The 19,874-nt window shown below is 62.9% G+C and carries 20 protein-coding genes and 2 tRNA genes; 19 read left to right on the top strand and 3 right to left on the bottom strand.

Features of this window, described 5'->3' with window-relative positions; genetic code table 11:
- Window positions 1-4 precede the first annotated feature (4 nt).
- The 7 genes from ACMC5O_RS05575 (at window position 5) to ACMC5O_RS05545 (ending at window position 8,704) form a co-directional block, all read left to right on the top strand.
- On the top strand, window positions 5-2,869 hold the full coding sequence (locus tag ACMC5O_RS05575; protein WP_187709582.1) for a TonB-dependent receptor: 2,865 nt from the start codon (window positions 5-7) through the stop codon (window positions 2,867-2,869).
- Between the two features lie 136 nt (window positions 2,870-3,005).
- Window positions 3,006-3,659 (top strand): ATP-dependent Clp protease proteolytic subunit, encoded by a 654-nt coding sequence (locus ACMC5O_RS05570; RefSeq protein WP_187709583.1) that lies wholly within the window; start codon window positions 3,006-3,008, stop codon window positions 3,657-3,659.
- A 22-nt stretch (window positions 3,660-3,681) separates the two neighbouring features.
- A complete protein-coding gene (locus ACMC5O_RS05565) occupies window positions 3,682-4,956 on the top strand; it encodes a metal-dependent hydrolase family protein (RefSeq protein WP_187709584.1) in 1,275 nt (424 codons plus the stop codon).
- A 74-nt stretch (window positions 4,957-5,030) separates the two neighbouring features.
- Window positions 5,031-5,675, top strand: coding sequence for a DUF47 domain-containing protein (locus ACMC5O_RS05560; protein ID WP_187709585.1), 645 nt, complete (start codon window positions 5,031-5,033; stop codon window positions 5,673-5,675).
- An 18-nt stretch (window positions 5,676-5,693) separates the two neighbouring features.
- Window positions 5,694-6,707, top strand: a complete 1,014-nt coding sequence (locus tag ACMC5O_RS05555; RefSeq protein WP_187709586.1) for an inorganic phosphate transporter — start codon at window positions 5,694-5,696, stop codon at window positions 6,705-6,707.
- Between the two features lie 213 nt (window positions 6,708-6,920).
- Window positions 6,921-8,186: an ATP-dependent Clp protease ATP-binding subunit ClpX gene (gene clpX / locus ACMC5O_RS05550; RefSeq protein ID WP_426693396.1), complete on the top strand. Its 1,266-nt coding sequence runs from the start codon at window positions 6,921-6,923 to the stop codon at window positions 8,184-8,186.
- Window positions 8,183-8,704, top strand: a complete 522-nt coding sequence (locus tag ACMC5O_RS05545; protein ID WP_426693395.1) for a CPBP family glutamic-type intramembrane protease — start codon at window positions 8,183-8,185, stop codon at window positions 8,702-8,704. Before clpX ends, ACMC5O_RS05545 begins: the two co-directional genes overlap by 4 nt.
- Here ACMC5O_RS05545 and ACMC5O_RS05540 read toward each other — a convergent pair whose 3' ends face one another.
- Complete coding sequence (locus ACMC5O_RS05540; protein WP_187709588.1) at window positions 8,705-8,914, bottom strand: hypothetical protein; 210 nt, start codon at window positions 8,912-8,914, stop codon at window positions 8,705-8,707.
- A gap of 103 nt (window positions 8,915-9,017) precedes the next feature.
- On the opposite strand from ACMC5O_RS05540, the gene lon reads away from it, so the two are divergent.
- The 3 genes from lon to ACMC5O_RS05525 all read left to right on the top strand — a co-directional run bounded on the left by lon (window position 9,018) and on the right by ACMC5O_RS05525 (window position 11,900).
- On the top strand, window positions 9,018-11,417 hold the full coding sequence (lon, locus tag ACMC5O_RS05535) for an endopeptidase La (RefSeq protein ID WP_187709589.1): 2,400 nt from the start codon (window positions 9,018-9,020) through the stop codon (window positions 11,415-11,417).
- Window positions 11,418-11,501: 84 nt separating this feature from the next.
- Window positions 11,502-11,774 (top strand): HU family DNA-binding protein, encoded by a 273-nt coding sequence (locus tag ACMC5O_RS05530; RefSeq protein ID WP_187709590.1) that lies wholly within the window; start codon window positions 11,502-11,504, stop codon window positions 11,772-11,774.
- A gap of 51 nt (window positions 11,775-11,825) precedes the next feature.
- Window positions 11,826-11,900: transfer RNA gene (locus ACMC5O_RS05525), tRNA-Val, on the top strand.
- Window positions 11,901-11,928: 28 nt separating this feature from the next.
- On the opposite strand, the gene ACMC5O_RS05520 is transcribed toward ACMC5O_RS05525, so the two are convergent.
- On the bottom strand, window positions 11,929-12,648 hold the full coding sequence (locus ACMC5O_RS05520; protein ID WP_426693394.1) for a Crp/Fnr family transcriptional regulator: 720 nt from the start codon (window positions 12,646-12,648) through the stop codon (window positions 11,929-11,931).
- Window positions 12,649-12,847: 199 nt separating this feature from the next.
- On the opposite strand from ACMC5O_RS05520, the gene ACMC5O_RS05515 reads away from it, so the two are divergent.
- The 9 genes from ACMC5O_RS05515 to ACMC5O_RS05475 all read left to right on the top strand — a co-directional run bounded on the left by ACMC5O_RS05515 (window position 12,848) and on the right by ACMC5O_RS05475 (window position 18,772).
- A tRNA-His gene (locus ACMC5O_RS05515) sits at window positions 12,848-12,924 on the top strand.
- Between the two features lie 32 nt (window positions 12,925-12,956).
- Window positions 12,957-14,006, top strand: coding sequence for a Glu/Leu/Phe/Val family dehydrogenase (locus tag ACMC5O_RS05510; RefSeq protein ID WP_426693393.1), 1,050 nt, complete (start codon window positions 12,957-12,959; stop codon window positions 14,004-14,006).
- Between the two features lie 8 nt (window positions 14,007-14,014).
- Window positions 14,015-14,731 (top strand): heme ABC transporter permease CcmC, encoded by a 717-nt coding sequence (ccmC, locus tag ACMC5O_RS05505; RefSeq protein ID WP_187709592.1) that lies wholly within the window; start codon window positions 14,015-14,017, stop codon window positions 14,729-14,731.
- On the top strand, window positions 14,728-14,859 hold the full coding sequence (locus ACMC5O_RS05500; protein ID WP_281389435.1) for a hypothetical protein: 132 nt from the start codon (window positions 14,728-14,730) through the stop codon (window positions 14,857-14,859). Before ccmC ends, ACMC5O_RS05500 begins: the two co-directional genes overlap by 4 nt.
- The gene (ccmE, locus tag ACMC5O_RS05495) at window positions 14,856-15,305 is read left to right on the top strand and encodes a cytochrome c maturation protein CcmE (protein ID WP_426693392.1); all 450 of its coding nucleotides are present in this window, start codon (window positions 14,856-14,858) and stop codon (window positions 15,303-15,305) included. The genes ACMC5O_RS05500 and ccmE overlap by 4 nt, the downstream gene beginning before the upstream one ends.
- Window positions 15,302-17,215 (top strand): heme lyase CcmF/NrfE family subunit, encoded by a 1,914-nt coding sequence (locus ACMC5O_RS05490; protein WP_426693391.1) that lies wholly within the window; start codon window positions 15,302-15,304, stop codon window positions 17,213-17,215. The genes ccmE and ACMC5O_RS05490 overlap by 4 nt, the downstream gene beginning before the upstream one ends.
- Window positions 17,212-17,739 carry a DsbE family thiol:disulfide interchange protein gene (locus tag ACMC5O_RS05485; protein ID WP_246444500.1) on the top strand — a complete coding sequence of 176 codons (528 nt, stop codon included), beginning with the start codon at window positions 17,212-17,214 and terminating at the stop codon, window positions 17,737-17,739. Before ACMC5O_RS05490 ends, ACMC5O_RS05485 begins: the two co-directional genes overlap by 4 nt.
- Window positions 17,736-18,143, top strand: a complete 408-nt coding sequence (locus tag ACMC5O_RS05480) for a cytochrome c-type biogenesis protein (RefSeq protein WP_426693390.1) — start codon at window positions 17,736-17,738, stop codon at window positions 18,141-18,143. The genes ACMC5O_RS05485 and ACMC5O_RS05480 overlap by 4 nt, the downstream gene beginning before the upstream one ends.
- Entirely contained in the window at window positions 18,140-18,772 is a 633-nt protein-coding gene (locus ACMC5O_RS05475) for a tetratricopeptide repeat protein (protein ID WP_426693389.1), read from the top strand. The genes ACMC5O_RS05480 and ACMC5O_RS05475 overlap by 4 nt, the downstream gene beginning before the upstream one ends.
- On the opposite strand, the gene ald is transcribed toward ACMC5O_RS05475, so the two are convergent.
- A complete protein-coding gene (gene ald / locus ACMC5O_RS05470; RefSeq protein ID WP_187709597.1) occupies window positions 18,751-19,857 on the bottom strand; it encodes an alanine dehydrogenase in 1,107 nt (368 codons plus the stop codon). The genes ACMC5O_RS05475 and ald overlap by 22 nt on opposite strands.
- Between the last annotated feature and the right edge of the window lie 17 nt (window positions 19,858-19,874).

Below are 19,874 nucleotides of genomic sequence, written 5' to 3'. Positions count from 1 at the left end.
TTTAATGACTCGCATTCCGTTTGCACTCAGGGCCGGGACGGCTCTCGTCGCTGTCGCCATCGCGTCTTCCGCGGGCGCGCAGAGCACCGTTCCGCCGGAAGATGTGCAACAGACGCCGGCTACTGCCAGCGACCAGACGACCCAGGGCGGTGACATCGTCATCACCGGGTCGCGCATCCGCCGTGATCCGCTTTCGCAGGACCAGCCGATCGTCTTCGTCGACCAGGAAGACATGCAGAAGACCGGCCTAAGCTCGGTCAACGACATTCTCCAGCGCCTTCCGAGCTCCGGCGGCGGCCTGAACGGCAAGTTCAACAACTCCGGCAACCTCGGCAACCCGCCTGACGGCGGCGGCGTCGGCGCCGGCGCGGCGGAAATCGACCTGCGCTACCTCGGATCGCGCCGCGTCCTCGTCCTCGTCGACGGGATCCGTTACGTGAACGGTGCGTCGGCCAGCGGCGTCCCCGGCTCGACCGACCTCAACTCCATTCCGGAAAGCGCCATCGAGCGCGTCGAAGTGCTGCAGGACGGCGCCTCGGCGATCTACGGTTCGGACGCGATCGCTGGCGTCGTCAACATCATCACCAAGCACCGGCAGGCCGGTTTCATGGCTTCCGCGCAGCTTGGTGGTTACCTCGACGAGGATGATGGTAGCACGCAGAACTACCAGCTGAGCTGGGGTAATGGCGGCGACGGTCCGCTGCAGGTCGTTCTTGGCGCCAACTATGTGAAGAATGGCTCGATCAGTGCGGGCGATCGCGCGATCTCGCGCTTCCCGGCACCGTATTCGACGACATGCGCCGACGGCGGCTGCTCGGGCTTCCTGCCCAACGGCCGTTACGCGGGCTCGCTCTTCCCGGGCGGCGATGCGACCCTGATCGCGCCGGTGCTCAACCGGACCTCGACGCCGGCGGACTTCCGGCCGTTCGTGAGCCCTGACGACCGATTTAACTTCGGTCCGTACAACTTCCTCCAAATTCCGCTCGAGCGCTTTGGCCTCTTCGGAACGGTCAAGACCGAGCTCACCGACAACGTGAATCTGACGATCAAGGGCATCTGGAACCAGCGCAAGTCACGCAACCAGGCCGCGCCGCTGCCGTTCGGCATCGGTGTCGCCGCGGGTATCACGCCGGTCCTCGACAATACGACGATCGACGCGACCAACCCCTACAATCCGTTCGGCGTGACGCTGGATTCGACGAATTTCGACTTCATCCTGCGCCGCTTCGTCGAAGGTGGACCGCGCCGCTTCTTCCAGACCGTCAACACGACCTACGGCGTGGCGACCCTGGACGGAAAGTTCTCAATCCTGAGCGGAGATTGGTACTGGGATGTCAACGCTGCATGGGGTCAGAACAAGGCCCATCAGCGGATGCTCGGAAACATCAACTCCGGCAACCTTCGCACCGCCCTTGGACCGCTCGCGGTCTGCCAGGCTACCGCGGGTTGCGTGCCGTTCAACTTCTTCGGCGGCGCGGGCTCCATCACGCAAGACATGATAGATTACGTCACGTTCATCCAACGCGACAAGAGCCAGCAAGTAACCTGGGACTTCACCGGAAACGTCGCCGGCAACCTGTTCCAGCTTCCGGGCGGACCGCTCGGCCTGGCGATGGGCGTAGAGTTCCGCAAGCTCTCTGGACGTTTCGATCCAGATCCGGTCGTGGCCGCGGGCTTTAGCTCCGACATTCCGGCGCTACCGACGCGGGGCAAGTACAACGTCAAGGAGGCGTATGCAGAGCTCAATGCTCCCCTGCTTTCCAACGTGCCTTTCGCGGAGCTGCTCGAATTGAACGGTGCCGTTCGCGTGTCCGACTATTCCACGTCGGGCTCGACGACCACCTTCAAGGGCGGCGTAAACTGGAAGCCGATCAAGGACCTGCGTCTGCGCGGTTCCTATGCGGAAGGCTTCCGTGCTCCGTCGATCGGCGAGTTGTTTGGAACGGCGTCGCGCTTCGACCAGCAGTTGGACGACCCTTGCTCGTCTGATGCGGGGAATACAGCGCCGCAGCGGTTCCAGAACAATGCAACGGTTCGGGCAAATTGTATTGCTGCAGGCGTCCCGGCTGACGGAAGTTATCAGCAAGCCAACCCGCAGATTTCCGTGATAGTCGGCGGCAACGAGAATCTGTTGCCTGAAACGTCGACAAGCTGGGTCTTCGGCGGCGTGTACAGTCCGTCATTCATGCCGCGTCTCTCGGTCGAGGTGAACCACTACAACATCAAAATCGACGGTGCGATCCAGACGGTCGACGCAGAGGTCACGCTGACCAACTGCGTCGTCAACAACGACCCGACGGCCTGTGCGCTGGTCACTCGTGCTGGCAGTGGCGGGCAGCTGACCCAGATCTCGGGCCTGCTGCAGAACATTGCGGGCATCAAGACCAAGGGCTGGGACGTCAACGCGACCTATCGGACGCCCAAGACACAGGTCGGTACGTTTGGTTTCACCTGGAACAATACGTTCCTGGAGAACTATGACGTTATCGTTCCGATCGCGAACGGGACCCAGATCATCAGCCGTGAAGGTACCGAGCAGGGCAGCCCTTCGCAGGGCTTCCCGAAGTGGAAGTCGATCGGCATTCTGGATTGGGATGGCGCGAACTTTGGCGCAACGCTCACTGGTCGTTACGTCTCGAAGCTGAAGGAGCAGGGTGGAAACGTGATGAAGTCACGCTTCTACACCGACGCCCAGCTGCGCTTCACTCCGTCGTTCTGGGATGAGCGCTTCGGCTTCGCGGTCGGCGTGAACAACCTGTTCAAGACCAAGGCGCCGGGTTGCGTGACCTGCGACATCAACAACTTCGACCCGACCGTCTACGACGTTCCGGGCCGGTACTATTACGCGCGGGCCTCCGTGAAAATGTAAGCCCTAACAAGGCTTTGTAATCCTGGCGGGCGGTCGGTTCATCCGGCCGCCCGTTTCAGTTTTGCCGAGCCCGCTTGAACCGGCCGCATTTCGCGCCGATGTAGGTCACATCAGCAAAAGGACCGGCAGTTTTTCAATGAATCATCAGGACATCGTCTCGCAGCTCGTTCCGATCGTCATCGAGCAGTCGAACCGCGGCGAACGCAGCTTCGACATCTATTCGCGCCTGCTTCGCGAGCGGATCATCTTCATCACCGGAGCGATCGAGGATCACATGGCCTCGCTCGTTACCGCACAGCTTCTCTTCCTCGAGTCCGAGAACCCGAAGAAGGACATCTTCATGTACATCAACTCGCCGGGCGGGGTGGTTACTGCCGGCCTCGCGATCCACGACACGATGGCGTACATTCGGCCCAAGGTTGCGACCGTCTGCATCGGTCAGGCGGCCTCAATGGGCAGCTTCCTGCTTGCCGCCGGAGAGCCCGGAATGCGTATTGCGCTCGCCAATAGCCGGATCATGGTCCACCAGCCCTCAGGCGGTGCGCAGGGCATGGCCGCGGACATCGAGATCCAGGCCCGCGAGATCCTGCGCATGCGCTCGCGCCTCAACTCGCTCTACGCAAAGTATACGGGCCAGGCGATCGAGGAGATCGAGAAGGCGATGGACCGTGACAAGTTCCTGGAGGCGGATGAGGCCAAGGCATTTGGCCTGATCGACGAGGTGTTCGAGAAGCGTCCGGAACAGGGCGAAGATGCCGGCACCGGAGCTGGAGACGTTTCGCCGTCTTAAGATGAAAACAAGGGGAGGGGGCATGGCGGTTCGACTAGCGTCCTTAGCCTGCGCGATTGCCGTTGCGTCCCCTGCCTTTGCGGCGACGGTCGACGTCCACGCCGGGCGCCTGATCGATCCCGAGACTGGGCGGGTTTCGACTGACCAGCGCATCCGCATCGTCGACGGAAAGGTTTCGGCGGTCACTCCGTGGCGGGCGAGCGACGGACCCGCCACCGTCGACTGGTCCGGCCTTACGGTCCTTCCGGGCCTGATCGATCTTCACACCCACATCGCCGATGGCGCAACGGAAAGCGCCGATCCCGCGGAGCCGTTCAAGCACAGCGAATCCGCGACTATCCTGAAGGCCGTCCCGGCGGCCAGGACGATGCTCCGGGCCGGCTTCACGACGGTGAGGGACGTCGGGGTCTATCGCGGGCTTACGGACGTAGCGCTTCGAGACGCGATCAATGCGGGTGACATCATCGGCCCACGAATGTTCGTTGCCGGTGGCTACATCACTACGCCGGGTGGCGGGGGCGAGATCGACGCACTGGCGCCAGACATCCCGGTCCCGGAAACCTTTCGCATCGGCGAAGTGCGAAACGCTTCGGAGGCACGAGACAAGGCGCGCTACCTGCTCGACCATGGCGCGGACTTCATCAAACTGATCGCGACTGGGGCCGTCCTGGCGATTGGAAGCGAACCCGGCGCGCTCGAGCTAAGTCCGGAAGAAATGAGGGCGGCCTGCGACGAGGCGAAGTTGCGCGGTTCATACTGCATCGCTCATGCGCATGGCGCGGAAGGCATCAAGGCCGCGATCCGGGCCGGCGCGCGCACGATCGAACATGCGAGCTATCTCGACGCAGAGGGCATCGCTCTCGCCAAAAAGAGCGGCGTCTGGCTCGACATGGACATCTACAACGGCGACTGGATCGAGGAGGTCGGCACCAAGCAGGGCTGGCCCGCCGAGTATCTCCGCAAGAACCGCGAGACGACCGATATCCAGCGCCAGGGCTTTGCGGCGGCGGTGAAAGCGGGCGCGAAACTCTCGTTCGGGACGGACGCTGCGGTTTATCCCTACGGTCTCGGGGGCCGGCAATTCTCCTACATGGTGCGCTACGGGATGAGCCCATTGCAGGCCATCCAATCTGCGACAACGGAGGCGGCTCGTGCCCTCGGAAAGGAGGGAGAGGTGGGGACGCTTCGGCCGGGCGCCTGGGGTGACCTGATCGCAGTCAGTTCCGATCCGTTGACCGATATCCGAGCGCTTGAGAAAGTGGGGGCCGTGATCAAGGCAGGTGAGCTGGTTCGCTAGCCGCGGCGACTTGCGCTTCGCGAAATCCCTGTCATTGAGCCGTCACAGAACTGTCACGTCCAGGGATTTCGTAAATGCTCGGCTGGTTCCAGCGCCTGCTGCCCAAGACGGGCGACTTCTTCGGCATGTTCGAAGCGCATTCGGCAATGCTCGTCGCAGCGGCCGAAGCCCTCAAGCAATTGGCAAGCGATGGCGGTTCTACCGAGAAGTGCCTCAGGACGATCCAGGATCGCGAACATGTTGCGGACGATGTGATCCGCGACGTCCTTACGACCGTTCGTAAGACCTTCCTGACCCCATTCGACCGTGGCGCGATCACGTCCCTCATCGGGGCGATGGACGATGCAATCGACGAAATGCTCGCCGCGGCCCGGGCGATCGACCTTTACGAAGTCGAGCAACTCAGGCCGGAGATGAAGGACATCGTCGCGGTCATCGCCGAGGCGGCCCGCGTGACTAACGATGCGATTCCCTTGCTTCGCGACGTCAGCAGGAACGGCCAAAAGCTCCATGAATTGACCGAACGGCTCGTTCGCCTCGAAGGGAAGGCCGACGATATTCACGCAGCCGGTCTCAGGCGCGCATTCCGGGAGATTGCGAGGACGGACCCCCTGCAATTTGCCGTAACACGGGAAATCTTGAGGCACCTGGAGCGGGTGACAGACGCATTCGAGGACGTCGCCAATCAAATCGACGGCATCGTGATCGACCACTCCTAGGCGGGCTGAGGCAGGAACATGCACGAGCTCGCCTTTCCGCTTCTGGTTGGCCTTATCCTTATTGCGCTGGCGTTCGACTTTCTGAACGGTCTGCACGACGCAGCCAATGCCATCGCGACGGTCGTTGCGACCCGTCTCCTCAAGCCTGTCACGGCGGTAGCGTTCGCGGCTTTCTTTAACTTTGCCGCCTATTTCCTGGCACTGGCCGTCCCGGAACTCCACAAGGTCGCAGACACGATCGGCAAGGGCCTGATCGACAAGGATCTCGTCACGCCTGGCGTGGTGTTCGGCGCGCTTGTCGGGGCAATGTTCTGGAACGTCGTCACCTGGCTCAAGGGCATTCCCTCGTCGTCCAGTCATGCGCTTGTCGGCGGGATCATCGGTGCAGGCGTGGCCCATGCTGGGCTGAACGGCGTACAGTGGGGCGGGCTCAACAAGACGTTGGTCGCGATCGTCCTTTCGCCGACACTGGGCATGGTCCTTGCGATGCTCATCATGTTGGTCACAAGCTGGTTAGGCGTGCGGGCGACCGCTGCTGGAGCCGAGCGAAGTTTCCGTGTTCTACACATTAGCTCCGCAGCGGCCTATTGCGTCGGGCACGGATTAAATGACGCGCAAAAGACGATGGGAATCATTGCAGTGCTGCTCTATTCGACGGGCTATCTGCACGGCGAATTTCAGGTGCCGCATTGGGTTGCCTTGAGCTGCTACGTAGCGATGGGTCTCGGCACGCTTTCAGGAGGCTGGCGGATTATCGAGACCATGGGCATCCGCATCACGAAACTTTCCCAGCATCAGGGATTCAGCGCGTCCCTCGGCGGGTCGGTGATGCTGTTCACTGCCTCCTGGCTCGGAATTCCGGTCTCCACGACCCATACGATAACGGGCTGCATCATCGGCGCAGGCGCGGCCCGGCGTGCTTCGGCGGTGCGCTGGCAGGTTGCCGGAAACGTCATGACGGCCTGGATCATCACCATTCCCGCATCGGCTGCGGTTGCGGCGCTCTTCTACTGGTTCACGACCCTGTTCTAGACTGACAAGCGGGAAAAGCCGTTCGTCTCAGCAATTTGTTGCACGAAAGCCGCGCTCGCGGCCCTTGCCGCGCGTCCCGACGCAATCCATATTCGGGACAGAAGCGATCGATTGGGGCTGACGTTAACCCTGAACCAAGATTGATTGTGCAATAAAGAAGGCTAGCATGGCCTTCGAGAGGCGGTCCATGAGACCGGTTGAACAAGGACTTAGATGACCAAGCTTTCAGGCAGCGACGGCAAGAGCACCCTCTACTGCTCCTTCTGCGGCAAGTCGCAGCATGAGGTCAGGAAGCTGATCGCCGGGCCGACGGTGTTCATTTGCGATGAGTGCGTCGAGCTCTGCAACGACATCATCCGCGAGGAGAGCAAGTCCGCTCTGGTGAAGACCCGCGACGGCGTTCCGACGCCGGCGGAGATCTGCAAGGTCCTCGACGACTACGTCATCGGGCAGGACCGTGCGAAGCGCGTTCTCTCGGTCGCGGTTCACAACCATTACAAGCGGCTCAACCACGGCGCGAAAACGGGCCAGGAAGTCGAGCTCGCGAAGTCCAACATCCTGCTGATCGGCCCGACCGGTTGTGGCAAGACTCTGCTGGCCCAGACGCTCGCCCGCATCCTCGACGTGCCGTTCACGATGGCCGACGCGACGACGTTAACGGAGGCCGGTTACGTCGGCGAGGACGTCGAGAACATCATACTGAAGCTGCTTCAGGCCTCCGACTACAATGTCGAGAAGGCGCAGCGCGGCATCGTCTACATCGACGAAATCGACAAGATTTCGCGCAAGTCTGACAATCCTTCGATCACGCGCGACGTGTCTGGCGAGGGCGTGCAGCAGGCGCTTCTGAAGCTCATGGAAGGCACGACCGCCTCGGTCCCGCCCCAGGGCGGCCGGAAGCACCCGCAGCAGGAATTCCTGCAGGTCGACACGACGAACATTCTGTTCATCTGCGGCGGCGCTTTCGCAGGACTCGAGAAGATCATCGACGACCGCATGCAGGGCAAGTCGATGGGCTTTGGCGCCCACGTTGCGGCTCCGGAAGAACGGCGTACGGGCCAGACGCTCAAGCATACCGAGCCCGAGGATCTGCTGAGGTTTGGCCTCATCCCCGAATTCATTGGCCGTCTGCCGGTGATTGCGACGCTGGAGGACCTCGACGAGGAGGCCTTGGTCAAGATTCTGGTCGAGCCGAAGAATGCGCTGGTGAAGCAGTACGCCAAGCTGTTCGACATGGAAGATGTCGAGTTGGAGTTCACCGAGGACGCGCTCGGCGCGGTTGCCCGCAAAGCGATCGATCGCAAGACCGGCGCGCGCGGACTCCGCTCGATCCTCGAAGGCATCTTGCTCGACACGATGTTCGACCTGCCGTCGATGGACGGCGTCGACGAGGTCCACGTCGACAAGGAAGTCGTTATGGGCACTAAGGAGCCCGTCCGGGTCTACGCCAAGAAGGGTAAGGCGGGCGACGCCGCGTGACGGCTGAATTGTCCGCTGACGCAAGCCGCCTAGGGCTCGGCCCACTCGAAATCCTGCCAAGACCGATCCGCGAACCACGCCGGCCGCTTGTCGCGATCGGCGTCGGTTGGCTCATGGCTTTCGTCCCGAGCATTGCCCTGGCCGCGCTAATCAGCCTGATCTTCCCCAACGCGTCGCAGCCGGATTTCCCGGTGTCGCCGGCGATGCAAATCTTTCTGATCGTGATCCTTTCACCGGTCGTCGAGACGCTGATGATGGGAACGGCGCTGCTGATCCTGCTCCGCTTCGTGAACCCGGCAGTCGCTATCATGATCAGTTCGATTGGATGGGGACTATTCCATTCGAGCTTTCACCCAACGTGGGGTCTGGTGATCTGGTGGCCGTTTCTGATCTTCTCGACATTGTTCGTCACCTGGCGCAGCCGGTCACTGCTGACGGCCTTCGCGATCCCAGCGACGGTTCACGCGCTCCAGAATCTTCCGCCGGCGCTCATGCTGGCGACGGGGCACATGCTCTAATCATTCGCCTTCGAGCGGCAGGGTATCGACTTCTTCCTCGACGCCGAGGCGCTCCCGAATGCGCTTCTCCTGCTCCTCGGTCGGAGGTTGCGGGAGCTCCTTTCCAGGAACCAGAGCTTCGTCCGGAATACCCGGCCCGGTCCCGGCGATCGTCTCGTTGAGCGGCCTGTCATTCGGCCCAGTGCTGATCTTTTCTCTATCGTCGGCCATTGCTCGCACTCCTTTGTACGGCTGAGGCATTCAGCGCTCCGCTCGGCGCGATTGTTCCGCCCTTTGTTGCGCCTTGAACGGGCGCCGCCCATATAGCTCATCTATGACACGTTTGCTTCCCATCCTGCCCCTGCGCGACATCGTCGTTTTCCCGCAGCGCATCGTTCCGCTGTTTGTTGGCCGCGAAAAATCCGTGGCCGCCCTCGAAGCGGCCATGTCCGCGGACAAGGAGCTGTTCCTCGTCGCCCAGCTTGATCCGAGCGAGGATGATCCCGATCGCGACGCTCTTTACGATCTCGGCGTGATCGCGACTGCGATGCAGCTCTTGAAGCTGCCGGACGGCACAGTCCGCGTCCTTGTCGAGGGCGCGAAGCGGGCCCGGCTGACCGGGCTGGTGCCCCAGGACGGCTACATGGCAGCCGAGGTGGAGGAAGTGGATGAGGAGACCGCAGACGGTCCGGAGGTCCAGGCGCTCATGCGCTCGGTGATCGATCAGTTCGAGAATTACGCGAAGCTCAACAAGCGGCTCCCGCCGGAAACAGGCATCCAGCTGAGCGAGATCGAGGACGCTTCCGTCCTCGCTGACGCGGTCGCGTCGAACCTGTCGATCAAGGTTGCCGACAAACAGGCGCTGCTTGGTGAGATGAACCCGTCGCGCCGGCTCGAGATGGTGTTCGCCTTCATGGAAGGCGAGCTTGGCGTTCTGCAGGTCGAGAAGAAGATCCGCAGCCGCGTGAAGCGTCAGATGGAGAAGACGCAGCGCGAGTATTATCTGAACGAGCAGTTGAAGGCGATCCAGCGCGAGCTCGGCAACGAGAGCGAGGAGGGCGGCGACGAGCTCCAGGAACTCGCCAACAAGATCCGCAAGACGCGCCTTTCCAAGGAAGCCCGCAACCGCGCCAATGCCGAGCTGAAGAAGCTCCGCGCGATGGCGCCGATGTCGGCGGAAGCGACTGTTGCTCGCAATTATCTCGATGTCCTGCTCGGACTGCCTTGGGGCAAGAAGTCCAAGCTAAAGAAGGACATCGCGGAGGCGCAGAGCATCCTCGATGAGGATCACTACGGCCTTGAAAAGGTTAAAGACCGGATCGTCGAATATCTCGCGGTCCAGGCGCGTACCAACAAGCTGAAGGGCCCGATCCTTTGCCTCGTCGGGCCTCCCGGCGTCGGCAAGACGTCTCTCGGCCGCTCGATCGCTCGTGCGACCGGACGTGAGTTTGTTCGCCAGTCGCTGGGCGGAGTCCGTGACGAAGCCGAGATTCGGGGCCACCGCCGGACGTACATCGGGTCGCTGCCGGGCAAGATCGTGTCGAACCTGAAGAAGGCCGGCACGTCCAATCCGCTGTTTCTGCTCGATGAGATCGACAAGCTGGGCCAGGATTTCCGAGGCGATCCGGCTTCCGCGCTTCTCGAAGTGCTCGACCCTGAGCAGAATTCGCGCTTTCAGGACCACTACCTCGAGCTCGATTACGACCTTTCGGACGTGATGTTCGTGACGACCGCAAACTCGCTCGACATGCCTCAGCCGTTGCTCGACCGCATGGAGATTATCCGGCTCGAGGGTTACACCGAGGACGAGAAGGTCGAGATCGCGCGTCGTCATCTCATCCCGAAGCAGATGGAAGCGCACGGTCTCAAGGACAGCGAACTCGAGTTCACTGACGGAGCGCTGCGCGGAATCCTGCGCTTCTACACCCGCGAAGCCGGCGTCCGAACGCTTGAGCGCGAGTTGGCGAAGGTTGCCCGCAAGGCGCTGCGCAAGATTCTCGAAGGCAAGTTCGAAAGCGTCGTCGTAACCGAAGACAACCTCAACGATTTCCTCGGTGTCCGCCGCTTCCGTTACGGCGTTGGCGAGGAAGAGGATCAGGTCGGCGCCGTTACGGGTCTCGCCTGGACCGAAGTCGGTGGCGAGCTACTGACCATCGAGGCCGTCACTGTTCCCGGCAAGGGACAGATCAGGACGACCGGCAAGCTCGGTGAGGTGATGCAGGAGTCGATCCAGGCGGCGATGAGCTTCGTGAAGGCTCGCGCGCCGGCTTACGGCGTGAAGCCCTCGATCTTCGCCCGCAAGGATATCCACGTCCACTTGCCGGAAGGCGCGGTACCAAAGGACGGCCCGTCCGCGGGCATCGGCATGGTCACAGCGATGATCTCGACGCTCACCGGCATTCCGGTCCGGCGTGACGTCGCGATGACCGGCGAAGTTACGCTTCGTGGCCGTGTTCTTCCGATAGGCGGCCTGAAGGAAAAGCTGCTCGCGGCTCTTCGCGGCGGGATCACAACCGTTCTCATTCCGCAGGAGAATGAGAAGGACCTGGTCGATATTTCGGCGACCGTCCGCGATCTCCTCGAGATCGTGCCGGTTTCGCATGTCGATGAGGTGCTTGCCCGCGCGATGACGCAGAAGATGCAGCCGATCGAATGGACAGAGGCGGACGAGCATGCGGCCGAACACCGAGTTCCTGGCCATTCGTCGGAAGGTGAAGCGTCCCTGCGGCACTGACCTTTACTTGTGTTTAGACTCTTGCCTTAAGGATTTGGCGGTCGCGGGTGAGTCTCGCGTAGAATTCCGGGGAGAGCCGAACCGATGAACAAGCAGGAACTGATCGGACATGTCGCTGATCGCGCAGGTCTCAGCAGGAACGACGCCGCTCGTGCCGTGGAGACGATGCTCGAAGTTGTGACGTCCGCGCTGAAGCGCGGCGACGAAGTTCGGCTCGTAGGATTCGGCAATTTCTCGGTCACTCGCCGCAAGGCGTCCACCGGGCGCAATCCACGCACTGGGGAGCCGATGCAGATCAAGGCCAGCGCCCAGCCCAAGTTCCGTCCGGGCAAGGTCTTGAAGGATGCTGTTCAGTAAGCTGGACACGGCGGAAGCCGGCACTATATCCGCGACTTCCTGAACGGGCATGGGCGCGTAGCTCAGCGGTAGAGCACACCCTTCACACGGGTGGGGTCACAGGTTCAATCCCTGTCGCGCCCACCATGTCCGAGCGCAGCCAATCCGCCGAAATCTATTCGAGATAAGCTGGCTGGAAGCTGGCGACGCGACGCATCTCGGACCAATCCATGAACGTGATGTCGCGTCCCTTGCGCCTGATCAGGCCTTGCCGTTCCAGGTCCGCCATGACGCGGTTCACGTTCACCGACGTCTGGCCGGTAATCTCCGCGATCTGCTGCTGCGTGAAAGGATTGTGCAGCGCTTCGTCCGGCACCTTCGTGTGGCTCCGCACCGCCGTTTCGCACAGCAGGTGTGCAACGCGAGCCGTCGAATCCCGGCGGCCGCAATTGACCAGCCATTCGTAGCCGATCGCTTCATTGCGCTGCGTCAGCCTCCAGAAGAATTGCTGGATCTCTGGATGGGCCTCGATGATCGAGCCGAGGTCCTTGGAGCTTCCGACCATGACTTCGCTGGGAACAATCGCCTGAATTCCGTAGCTGGCAAGGCCGTCGCGAGGAAGCACACCTTCACCCGGGAACCTCAAGGCAACGATCTGGCGTCGCCCGGAACTATCGACCTTGAATTTGGAAATCAGACCCGATCGGACAAACAGGACTTCGTCGCGCGGAACCCCAGGCTCGCGGAACGGCCGTCGAGGATCGACCTGGATGACCCTGTGCGGCATATGATCAAGCAGATCGACAAGTTCTTCATTCAGTCCGGCCGCAATCAACGTGTCGCGTAGCGAAACGCCAGATCCGGCGACTGGCCCCGAGCGGCGACTCGCCAACATCTTCGTTCTCCCCAAGACAAATTGCGCCTCTGAAACGATCTTAGCAAACTTAAAATGGGCCTATTCACGCCCATATTAACTACGCAAAGGCACTTAGGCTGCCAACGCGACGACGCCTCCCCGGTTCGCTTGCCTTCGCAAGGCTGCCACCCTAAGGAGCGCGCGCGCCCCGGGGAGAGATGCCATGGGACGCATCATGGCGATCGTAGCTCAGCTGGTTAGAGCACCGGTTTGTGGTACCGGGGGTCGCGGGTTCAAGTCCCGTCGATCGCCCCATTTCTTGACGATTATCGGACCTTTTCCATCCTATGAATACGCCCTGGGGCTTCGAAGATTTCGACGCGCATGAAGACCTGCACTTCGTCTGGAACGAAGAGTGCGGTCTCAAGGCCATCATCGCCGTCCATTCGACCCATTTGGGTCCGGCCGCGGGCGGCTGCCGGTTCTGGCACTATGCGGATCCTGCCCAAGGTCTGACCGACGCGCTGCGCCTGTCACGCGGCATGAGCTACAAGAACGCTATGGCCGGCCTCCCGCTCGGGGGCGGCAAGGCGGTGATCATCGCCGACGAGAACCGTACCAAGACCCCGGAAATGCTGCATTGCTTCGGCAGGGCGGTCGATCATCTGTGCGGCCGCTACGTGACCGCGGAAGACGTGGGCATGAGCGTTGCCGACATGATCGAAATCCGTCGCCAGACGCCGTTCGTTGCTGGTCTTCCGGTCGAAGGTGGCGATGTGGGCGGCGATCCTGGGCCGCATACTTCACTTGGAGTTTTTCTCGGCCTCAAGGCCGCGGTTCGGCGCGCGCTCGGCAAGGATAGCGTAAACGGTCTTCACATCGCGCTGCAGGGCGCGGGCAGCGTCGCGACGGGCGTCGCGGTCCATGCGGCGGCGGAAGGCGCGAGGCTCTCAATCGCGGACGTGGATGCGGCGAAGGCTCAGAAGCTGGCTGATGCTACCGGCGGCAAGGTTGTCAGCACCGAAGAAATCCTGGGAATCGAGGCGGACGTGCTGAGCCCATGCGCGCTGGGAGCGATCCTCGACGAGCAGACGATTGCGGCGCTTCGAGTGCCGGTTGTAGCGGGCGGCGCGAACAATCAGCTTGCGGAAAAGGAGGACGGGCAACGCCTGCATGAGCGCGGGATCCTTTATGCGCCGGACTATGTGATCAACGCCGGCGGCATCATCAATGTCTGCACCGAATATCTTCGCGACGGCGATGCAAGCCTCGTGCGCAAGCGGATCGAGGGCATTCCGGACCGGCTCGAGCAGATCTGGGCGGAAAGCGCCCAGTCTGGCCGCGACCCCGCGTCGGTTGCCGATGCGATGGCGCAGCGGCTGATCGGCAGGGGTTAAGGCAGGCCGTGCACCGCTTTGCCAACCCGGCAAGGTTCCTGAAATTCGCGCGACCCGCGACTGGCTGGCTGCTGGCTATTGGGCTGTTGCTGACGGCTGCAGGGCTCATTGGAGGCCTGACCCTTACGCCACCCGATTACCTGCAGGGTGAGACGGTCCGCATCATGTATGTCCATGTGCCGGCGGCCTGGCTTGGCATGGCCGGCTGGGCAGGCATTGCCGGTGCTTCGATCGCGCAACTCGTCTGGCGTCATCCCTTGGCGGCCGTTGGAGGTCGCGCGCTGGCCCCGGCAGGCGCGACCTTTGCCGCGATCTGCCTGCTCACGGGCTCGATCTGGGGTCGGCCGACCTGGGGCACCTGGTGGGAATGGGACGGCCGCCTTACGTCGATGCTCATCCTGTTCTTCCTCTATCTCGGTTACATCGCACTGGCGGGCGCAGAGCGAGAGCGCGGAGGCGAAGGGCGCATCGCGGCCCTGTTCGGCCTGATTGGCGCGATCAACCTCCCAATTATCCATTATTCGGTCCTGTGGTGGCGCACGCTTCATCAGGGCCAGAGCATCGGAGTTTCTGGTTCGAGCATCGATTCATCGATCCTCTGGCCGCTGCCGCTCGCTGCGCTGGGCTTCACCTGCCTGTTCGGAGCCGCCGTCCTGATGCGCATGCGGGCCGAACTCGCGGAAGCCAAGGTCGAGGCGCGCATGCGCCGGGCGGCCGCGGAATGAACCATTGGGCATTCGTAACGGCCGCGTACGCCGTCGTTGTTCTTGGAACGACCGGGCTGCTCGCCTGGGCATACGTGACAATGCGTAAGGCGGAGGCCGCTGCGGACGGGTTGAAGCGCCCGCAATGATTGCCCGCCCGAAGCACCAGCGCCTCGTCCTTGTCGTCCTCGCGCTCCTGGCGGTGCTGGGCGCGGTCTTGCTCGCCATGTGGGGGCTCAAGGATCGCGCGGCCTATTTCTACACGCCCGCGGATGTAGTTGCGGGCAAGGCGGTGGCCGGAAAGGCCGTCAAACTCGGCGGAATGGTCGAGCGCGGCTCGGTCAAGCGCGATCGCGACGGCGTGACGACGCGCTTCATGGTCGAGGACGGCGAGGCGCGTGTGCTGGTCTCCTATCGCGGCATCCTTCCCGATCTGTTCCGCGAAGGCAGCGGAGTCGTCGCTGAAGGCAAACTCGCGCCGGACCAGACGTTCGTCGCTGACAACATCCTGGCCAAGCACGATGAGCGCTACATGCCTCCGGAACTCGGCAATCAGGCCGCCGAGCACAAAGTGGGACGTACGCTCAAGCGATGATCCCGGAGGCAGGCCTTGCCGCCATTTGGCTAGCCGCTGCGCTGTCGCTTCTCGGGCTGTTCCTGAGCATCGCGCACGTTCGCGGAAAGCTGGAAGCGGATCGGCCCGTCCGGGCGCTTGCGATAGTGCAGGGCGTGCTCTGCCTGTTCGCGTTCGCGATGCTTATGCTCGTCTTCGCGAGGACGGACCTGTCGGCGGCGCTGGTCGCCGAGAACAGCCACAGCGCCAAACCGTTGATCTACAAGATTGCCGGAGCCTGGGGGAATCACGAAGGCTCGATGCTTCTCTGGGTCACGGTGCTGGGCGTGTCGGGCGCGGCTCTGGCAATCTTTTCCCGCCAACTTCCGAGCCGGACGCTTGTTGCGGCCCTTGGCGCTCAGGCGGCGCTGGCGCTGGGCTTCCACGCCTTTCTGCTGTTCGCCTCCAATCCGTTCGCGCGATTGAACCCGGCGCCGGTGGAGGGCAGGGGCCTCAATCCGCTGCTTCAGGACCCGGGCTTGGCCTTTCATCCGCCAACGCTCTACCTCGGCTATGTCGGGCTTTCGGTCGCGTTCAGCCTCGCTGTCGGCGCCATGCTTGCGGGCGACGTCGATCGTCATCTCGCGCGGGCGATGCGCCCATGGGTTCTCGGTGCGTGGATCTTCCTGACGCTGGGGATCACCGCAGGCAGCTACTGGGCGTATTACGAGCTGGGCTGGGGCGGCTGGTGGTTCTGGGACCCGGTCGAGAACGCCTCGCTCATGCCTTGGCTTGCGGCCACCGCCTTACTGCACTCGGTCGCGGTGCTTGCAGCGCGCAACGCACTCAAGGCGTGGACGATGATGCTTGCGGTCATCGCTTTCTCCATGTCGATGGTCGGCACGTTCTTGGTGCGCTCCGGCATTCTAACGTCGGTTCATGCCTTTGCGGTCGATCCGACGCGCGGCGCCTTCATCCTGGGCCTGCTCGGTATTTACGTGACCGCGGCCTTCGTGCTCTTCGCCTTCCGCGCCGGTTCATTGCGCGAAGGGGCACCCTTCGAACTTGTCAGCCGTGAGGCGGGGATCGTCGTCAACAATCTGCTGCTGACGGTCATCCTCGGAATCGTCTTTATCGGGACGCTCTATCCGCTGATGGCGGAGGCGCTTTCCGGGGAGAAGCTTTCGGTCGGGGCGCCGTACTTCGATTCGGTTGCCGGACCGCTTGCGATCCTGCTCGGCATTCTTCTCGCTTTCGGTCCGCTGCTTAGCTGGAGGCAGGAGAAGCGGCCGATCTTTCGCAAGCTCGCGCCGCCGGCTCTTTGTGCCGCGACCGCTCTGGTCATCGCCTTCCTTGCCATGCCGCAAGCAAGCATTCTCTCCCGCTTTGGGCTGGCGCTGGCCGCCGGCTTGATCCCGGCGGTGATCCTCCCCTTGATCGGTCGTAATCCGTTGCGCACGCCGCTCGCCACCTGGGGTATGATCATCGCTCATTTGGGTGCTGCCGTTTCCGTCGCCGGGATGGCCGCAGACAGCGCGTTTACCACCGAAAAGCTGACCGCGGTCAGGCTCGGCGAGACGGTCGATGTCGGGCCGTGGCTGGTTCGGTTCGAGAATCTGTCGCCAGTCGCCGGCCCGAACTGGACCGCTCTTGAGGCGGAGCTCCGCGCGTCGCGTGGAGGCGGAGTGCATGTGCTTCGTCCGCAGTCGCGCTTCTTCACCGATCCGCCCACCGAGACCAACGAGGCTGCGATCCAGACCGTCCTTGGTGGCCAGCTCTACACGGTCCTCGGCCAGTCCGATCAGGAAGGCCGCTGGCAATTGCGTCTTTGGTGGAAGCCCATGGTCACTTTGATCTGGCTCGGCGGGATGCTGGTCGGGCTCGGGGGACTGCTCGCGCTCATCGGCCACTCGATGCGAGTATGGCGCAGACGCAGGGCGGCAGCATTATGAGCCGCGGCCTCCGCCTCATTCCGATCGTCCTACTGATCTGGATCCTGATCGCATTCGCGTGGCGCCTGGTCGCGCCCAACGATCCGACCGTTCGCTCCCAGCTGGTCAACAGGCCGGTCCCTGCGTTCGAATTGGCGCAGGCTGCGCCAGATGTTCCGGCGCTGCGTTCTACTGACCTCGCGACCGGCGAGCCGCGCCTGCTGAACCTGTTCGCAAGTTGGTGCGTGCCGTGTGTCGCTGAAGCTCCGGTCCTCGAGGAACTGAAGCGGCGGGGCGTGAAGATCGAGGGTATCGCCATCCGCGACACTCCGGGCGGAATCGCCGCATTCCTCGACCGCCATGGCAATCCGTACACCCGGATCGGGAGCGACCCGACCAGCCGGGTGCAACTCGCGCTCGGGTCCGCCGGAGTTCCGGAAACCTTCGTGATCGACGGCAAGGGCGTCATCCGGCTCCAGTATGTGGGTCCGATCGGACCGGCGGATGTTCCGAAGGTTCTCGAAGAGCTGGAGAAGGTGCGGTGAGGCCTCTCGCGGTTGCTCTTCTGATCGCGCTGGCGGCGCCAGCTTTTGCGGATTCCAACTTGCCGCCGTCTTATTGGGCCTATCGCCAGCTTCCCGATGCGAAGCAGGAGGCGAAGGCCCAGGAGCTGATGCAGGAGATCCGATGCCTTGTCTGCCAGGGACAGTCGATCGCCGACTCGGACGCCGAGCTTGCAGGCGACATGCGCGACCTCGTTCGCCGGCGCATTGCGGCGGGCGAGAAGCCCGATCAGATCCGGGCCTGGCTGATCGAGCGCTACGGCGACTGGATCAGCTACCGCCCCTCGGCAAAGCCGATTGCGTGGCCGTTGTGGGCCGCTCCGGTCGTTCTGCTGATCTTCGGCGCAGCCGTCGCTGCGGGGCGGCTCAGGAGGAAGCGGCGATGAGCGGCTGGGTCGGCTTGCTCGTGCTAGTTGCGGCCTCGCTTGGCCTGCTGTGGGCGCTCAGCGTTCGCGGGCCAATGATGCACCTTTCCGTTGCGGCCCTGCTTTTCGGGTCAGCCGGCTATGCCTTCCTGGGCCAGCCTGAGCTGCCGTCGTCGCCTCGAAGCGCCGAGCAACGGCAGCCGCCTATCCCCCTGACGAATTTGCGCCATGCCTTCTTTGGGCAATTCACGCCCACCGAGCATTGGCTCGTAATGTCGGAATCACTCGCAAGCCGAGGGAGGACGCAGGAAGCTGCGGGAATCCTCCAGTCGGCGGTGCGGGAGCACCCCGGCGATCCGGCGCTCTGGATCGGTCTGGGCAATGCCCTTGCCGACCACGCTGGAACGTTGACGCCGGCCAGCGAGCTGGCGTTCCGCAGGGCGCAGGAGCTTGCGCCTCACTATCCTGCACCGCGTTTCTTCTACGGTCTCGCGCTCGCCCGGTCGGGCGATCCAAAGGATGCGCTGATCCTCTGGCGGCAAATTCTCGCGGAGGCGCCAGCCGATGCCAGCTGGCGCCCCTTCGTCGAGGATGCGGTCGCGGCCCTCGAAGGACCGCGGCGACCGCCTCAGGCTGCTACCGGCTCGTAAGGAAGGTCGAGCGCTTCGGCGACGGCCTCGTGGCGGATCTTCCCGCCCGAAACGTTGAGGCCGGCTGCGAGATGCGGGTCGTGCCGCATCGCCTCTTCCGCTCCCAGTTTCGCGATCTTCAGGGCGAACGGAAGCGTCGCATTGTTGAGCGCGAAGGCGCTGGTCCGGGCAACCGCGCCCGGCATATTCGCGACGCAGTAGTGGATGATTCCGTCGACCTCGTAGACCGGATCGGCGTGGGTGGTCGCATGCGACGTCTCGAAGCAGCCGCCCTGGTCGATCGCGATGTCGACCAGCACCGATCCGCGCTTCATCGTCTTGAGCATGTCGCGCGTGACGAGCTTGGGAGCGGCCGCACCGGGAACGAGGACCGCTCCGATGACCAGCTCGGCTTCCTGCACCGCATTCTCTATCGCGCGTCGCGAGGCGTAGGCCGTCTTGATCTGGCTCGAGAAGAACATGTCGAGCTCGGCCAGCCGATCATTGTTGATGTCGTAGATGGTGACGTCCGCGCGCATGCCGGTAGCCATTTGCGCGGCATTCACGCCGGCTACGCCGCCGCCGAGAATCGCGACCTTCGCCGGCGCGACTCCGGGAACGCCGCCAAGGAGGACACCGCGACCGCCCTGCTCCTTTTCGAGATAGTGCGCGCCGACCTGCACCGACATGCGGCCAGCGACCTCGCTCATCGGCTTGAGAAGGGGAAGGGCACCCGTCCGAGACGTAACCGTCTCATAGGCGATGCAGGTCGCGCCCGACTTCATCAGGCCCTCGGCTTGCGGCTTGTCGGCAGCGAGGTGGAGATAGGTGAACAGGATGTGCCGCGGCTCGAGCAGGGCGATTTCCTGCTGCTGCGGCTCCTTGACCTTCACGATCATGTCCGACGACTTGAACACGGACTCGGCATCCGGAAGGATTTGCGCTCCGGCCTTTTTGTAAGCGCCGTCCGGGCAGTCGATGCCGTTGCCGGCTTCAGCCTGGACGAACACTTCGTGCCCGGCCGATACCAGCTCGGCCACCGAAGCGGGGGTCAAACCGACCCGATATTCATGCACCTTGATTTCCTTAGGCACCCCGACCCGCATTATTCGTTCGCTCCGCT

Source organism: Sphingomonas sediminicola (genome assembly GCF_049991885.1).
Lineage (GTDB): Bacteria > Pseudomonadota > Alphaproteobacteria > Sphingomonadales > Sphingomonadaceae > Sphingomicrobium > Sphingomicrobium sediminicola.
Note: the sequence above shows the minus strand (reverse complement) of the source record. Positions and strands in the feature narration are given on the sequence as shown.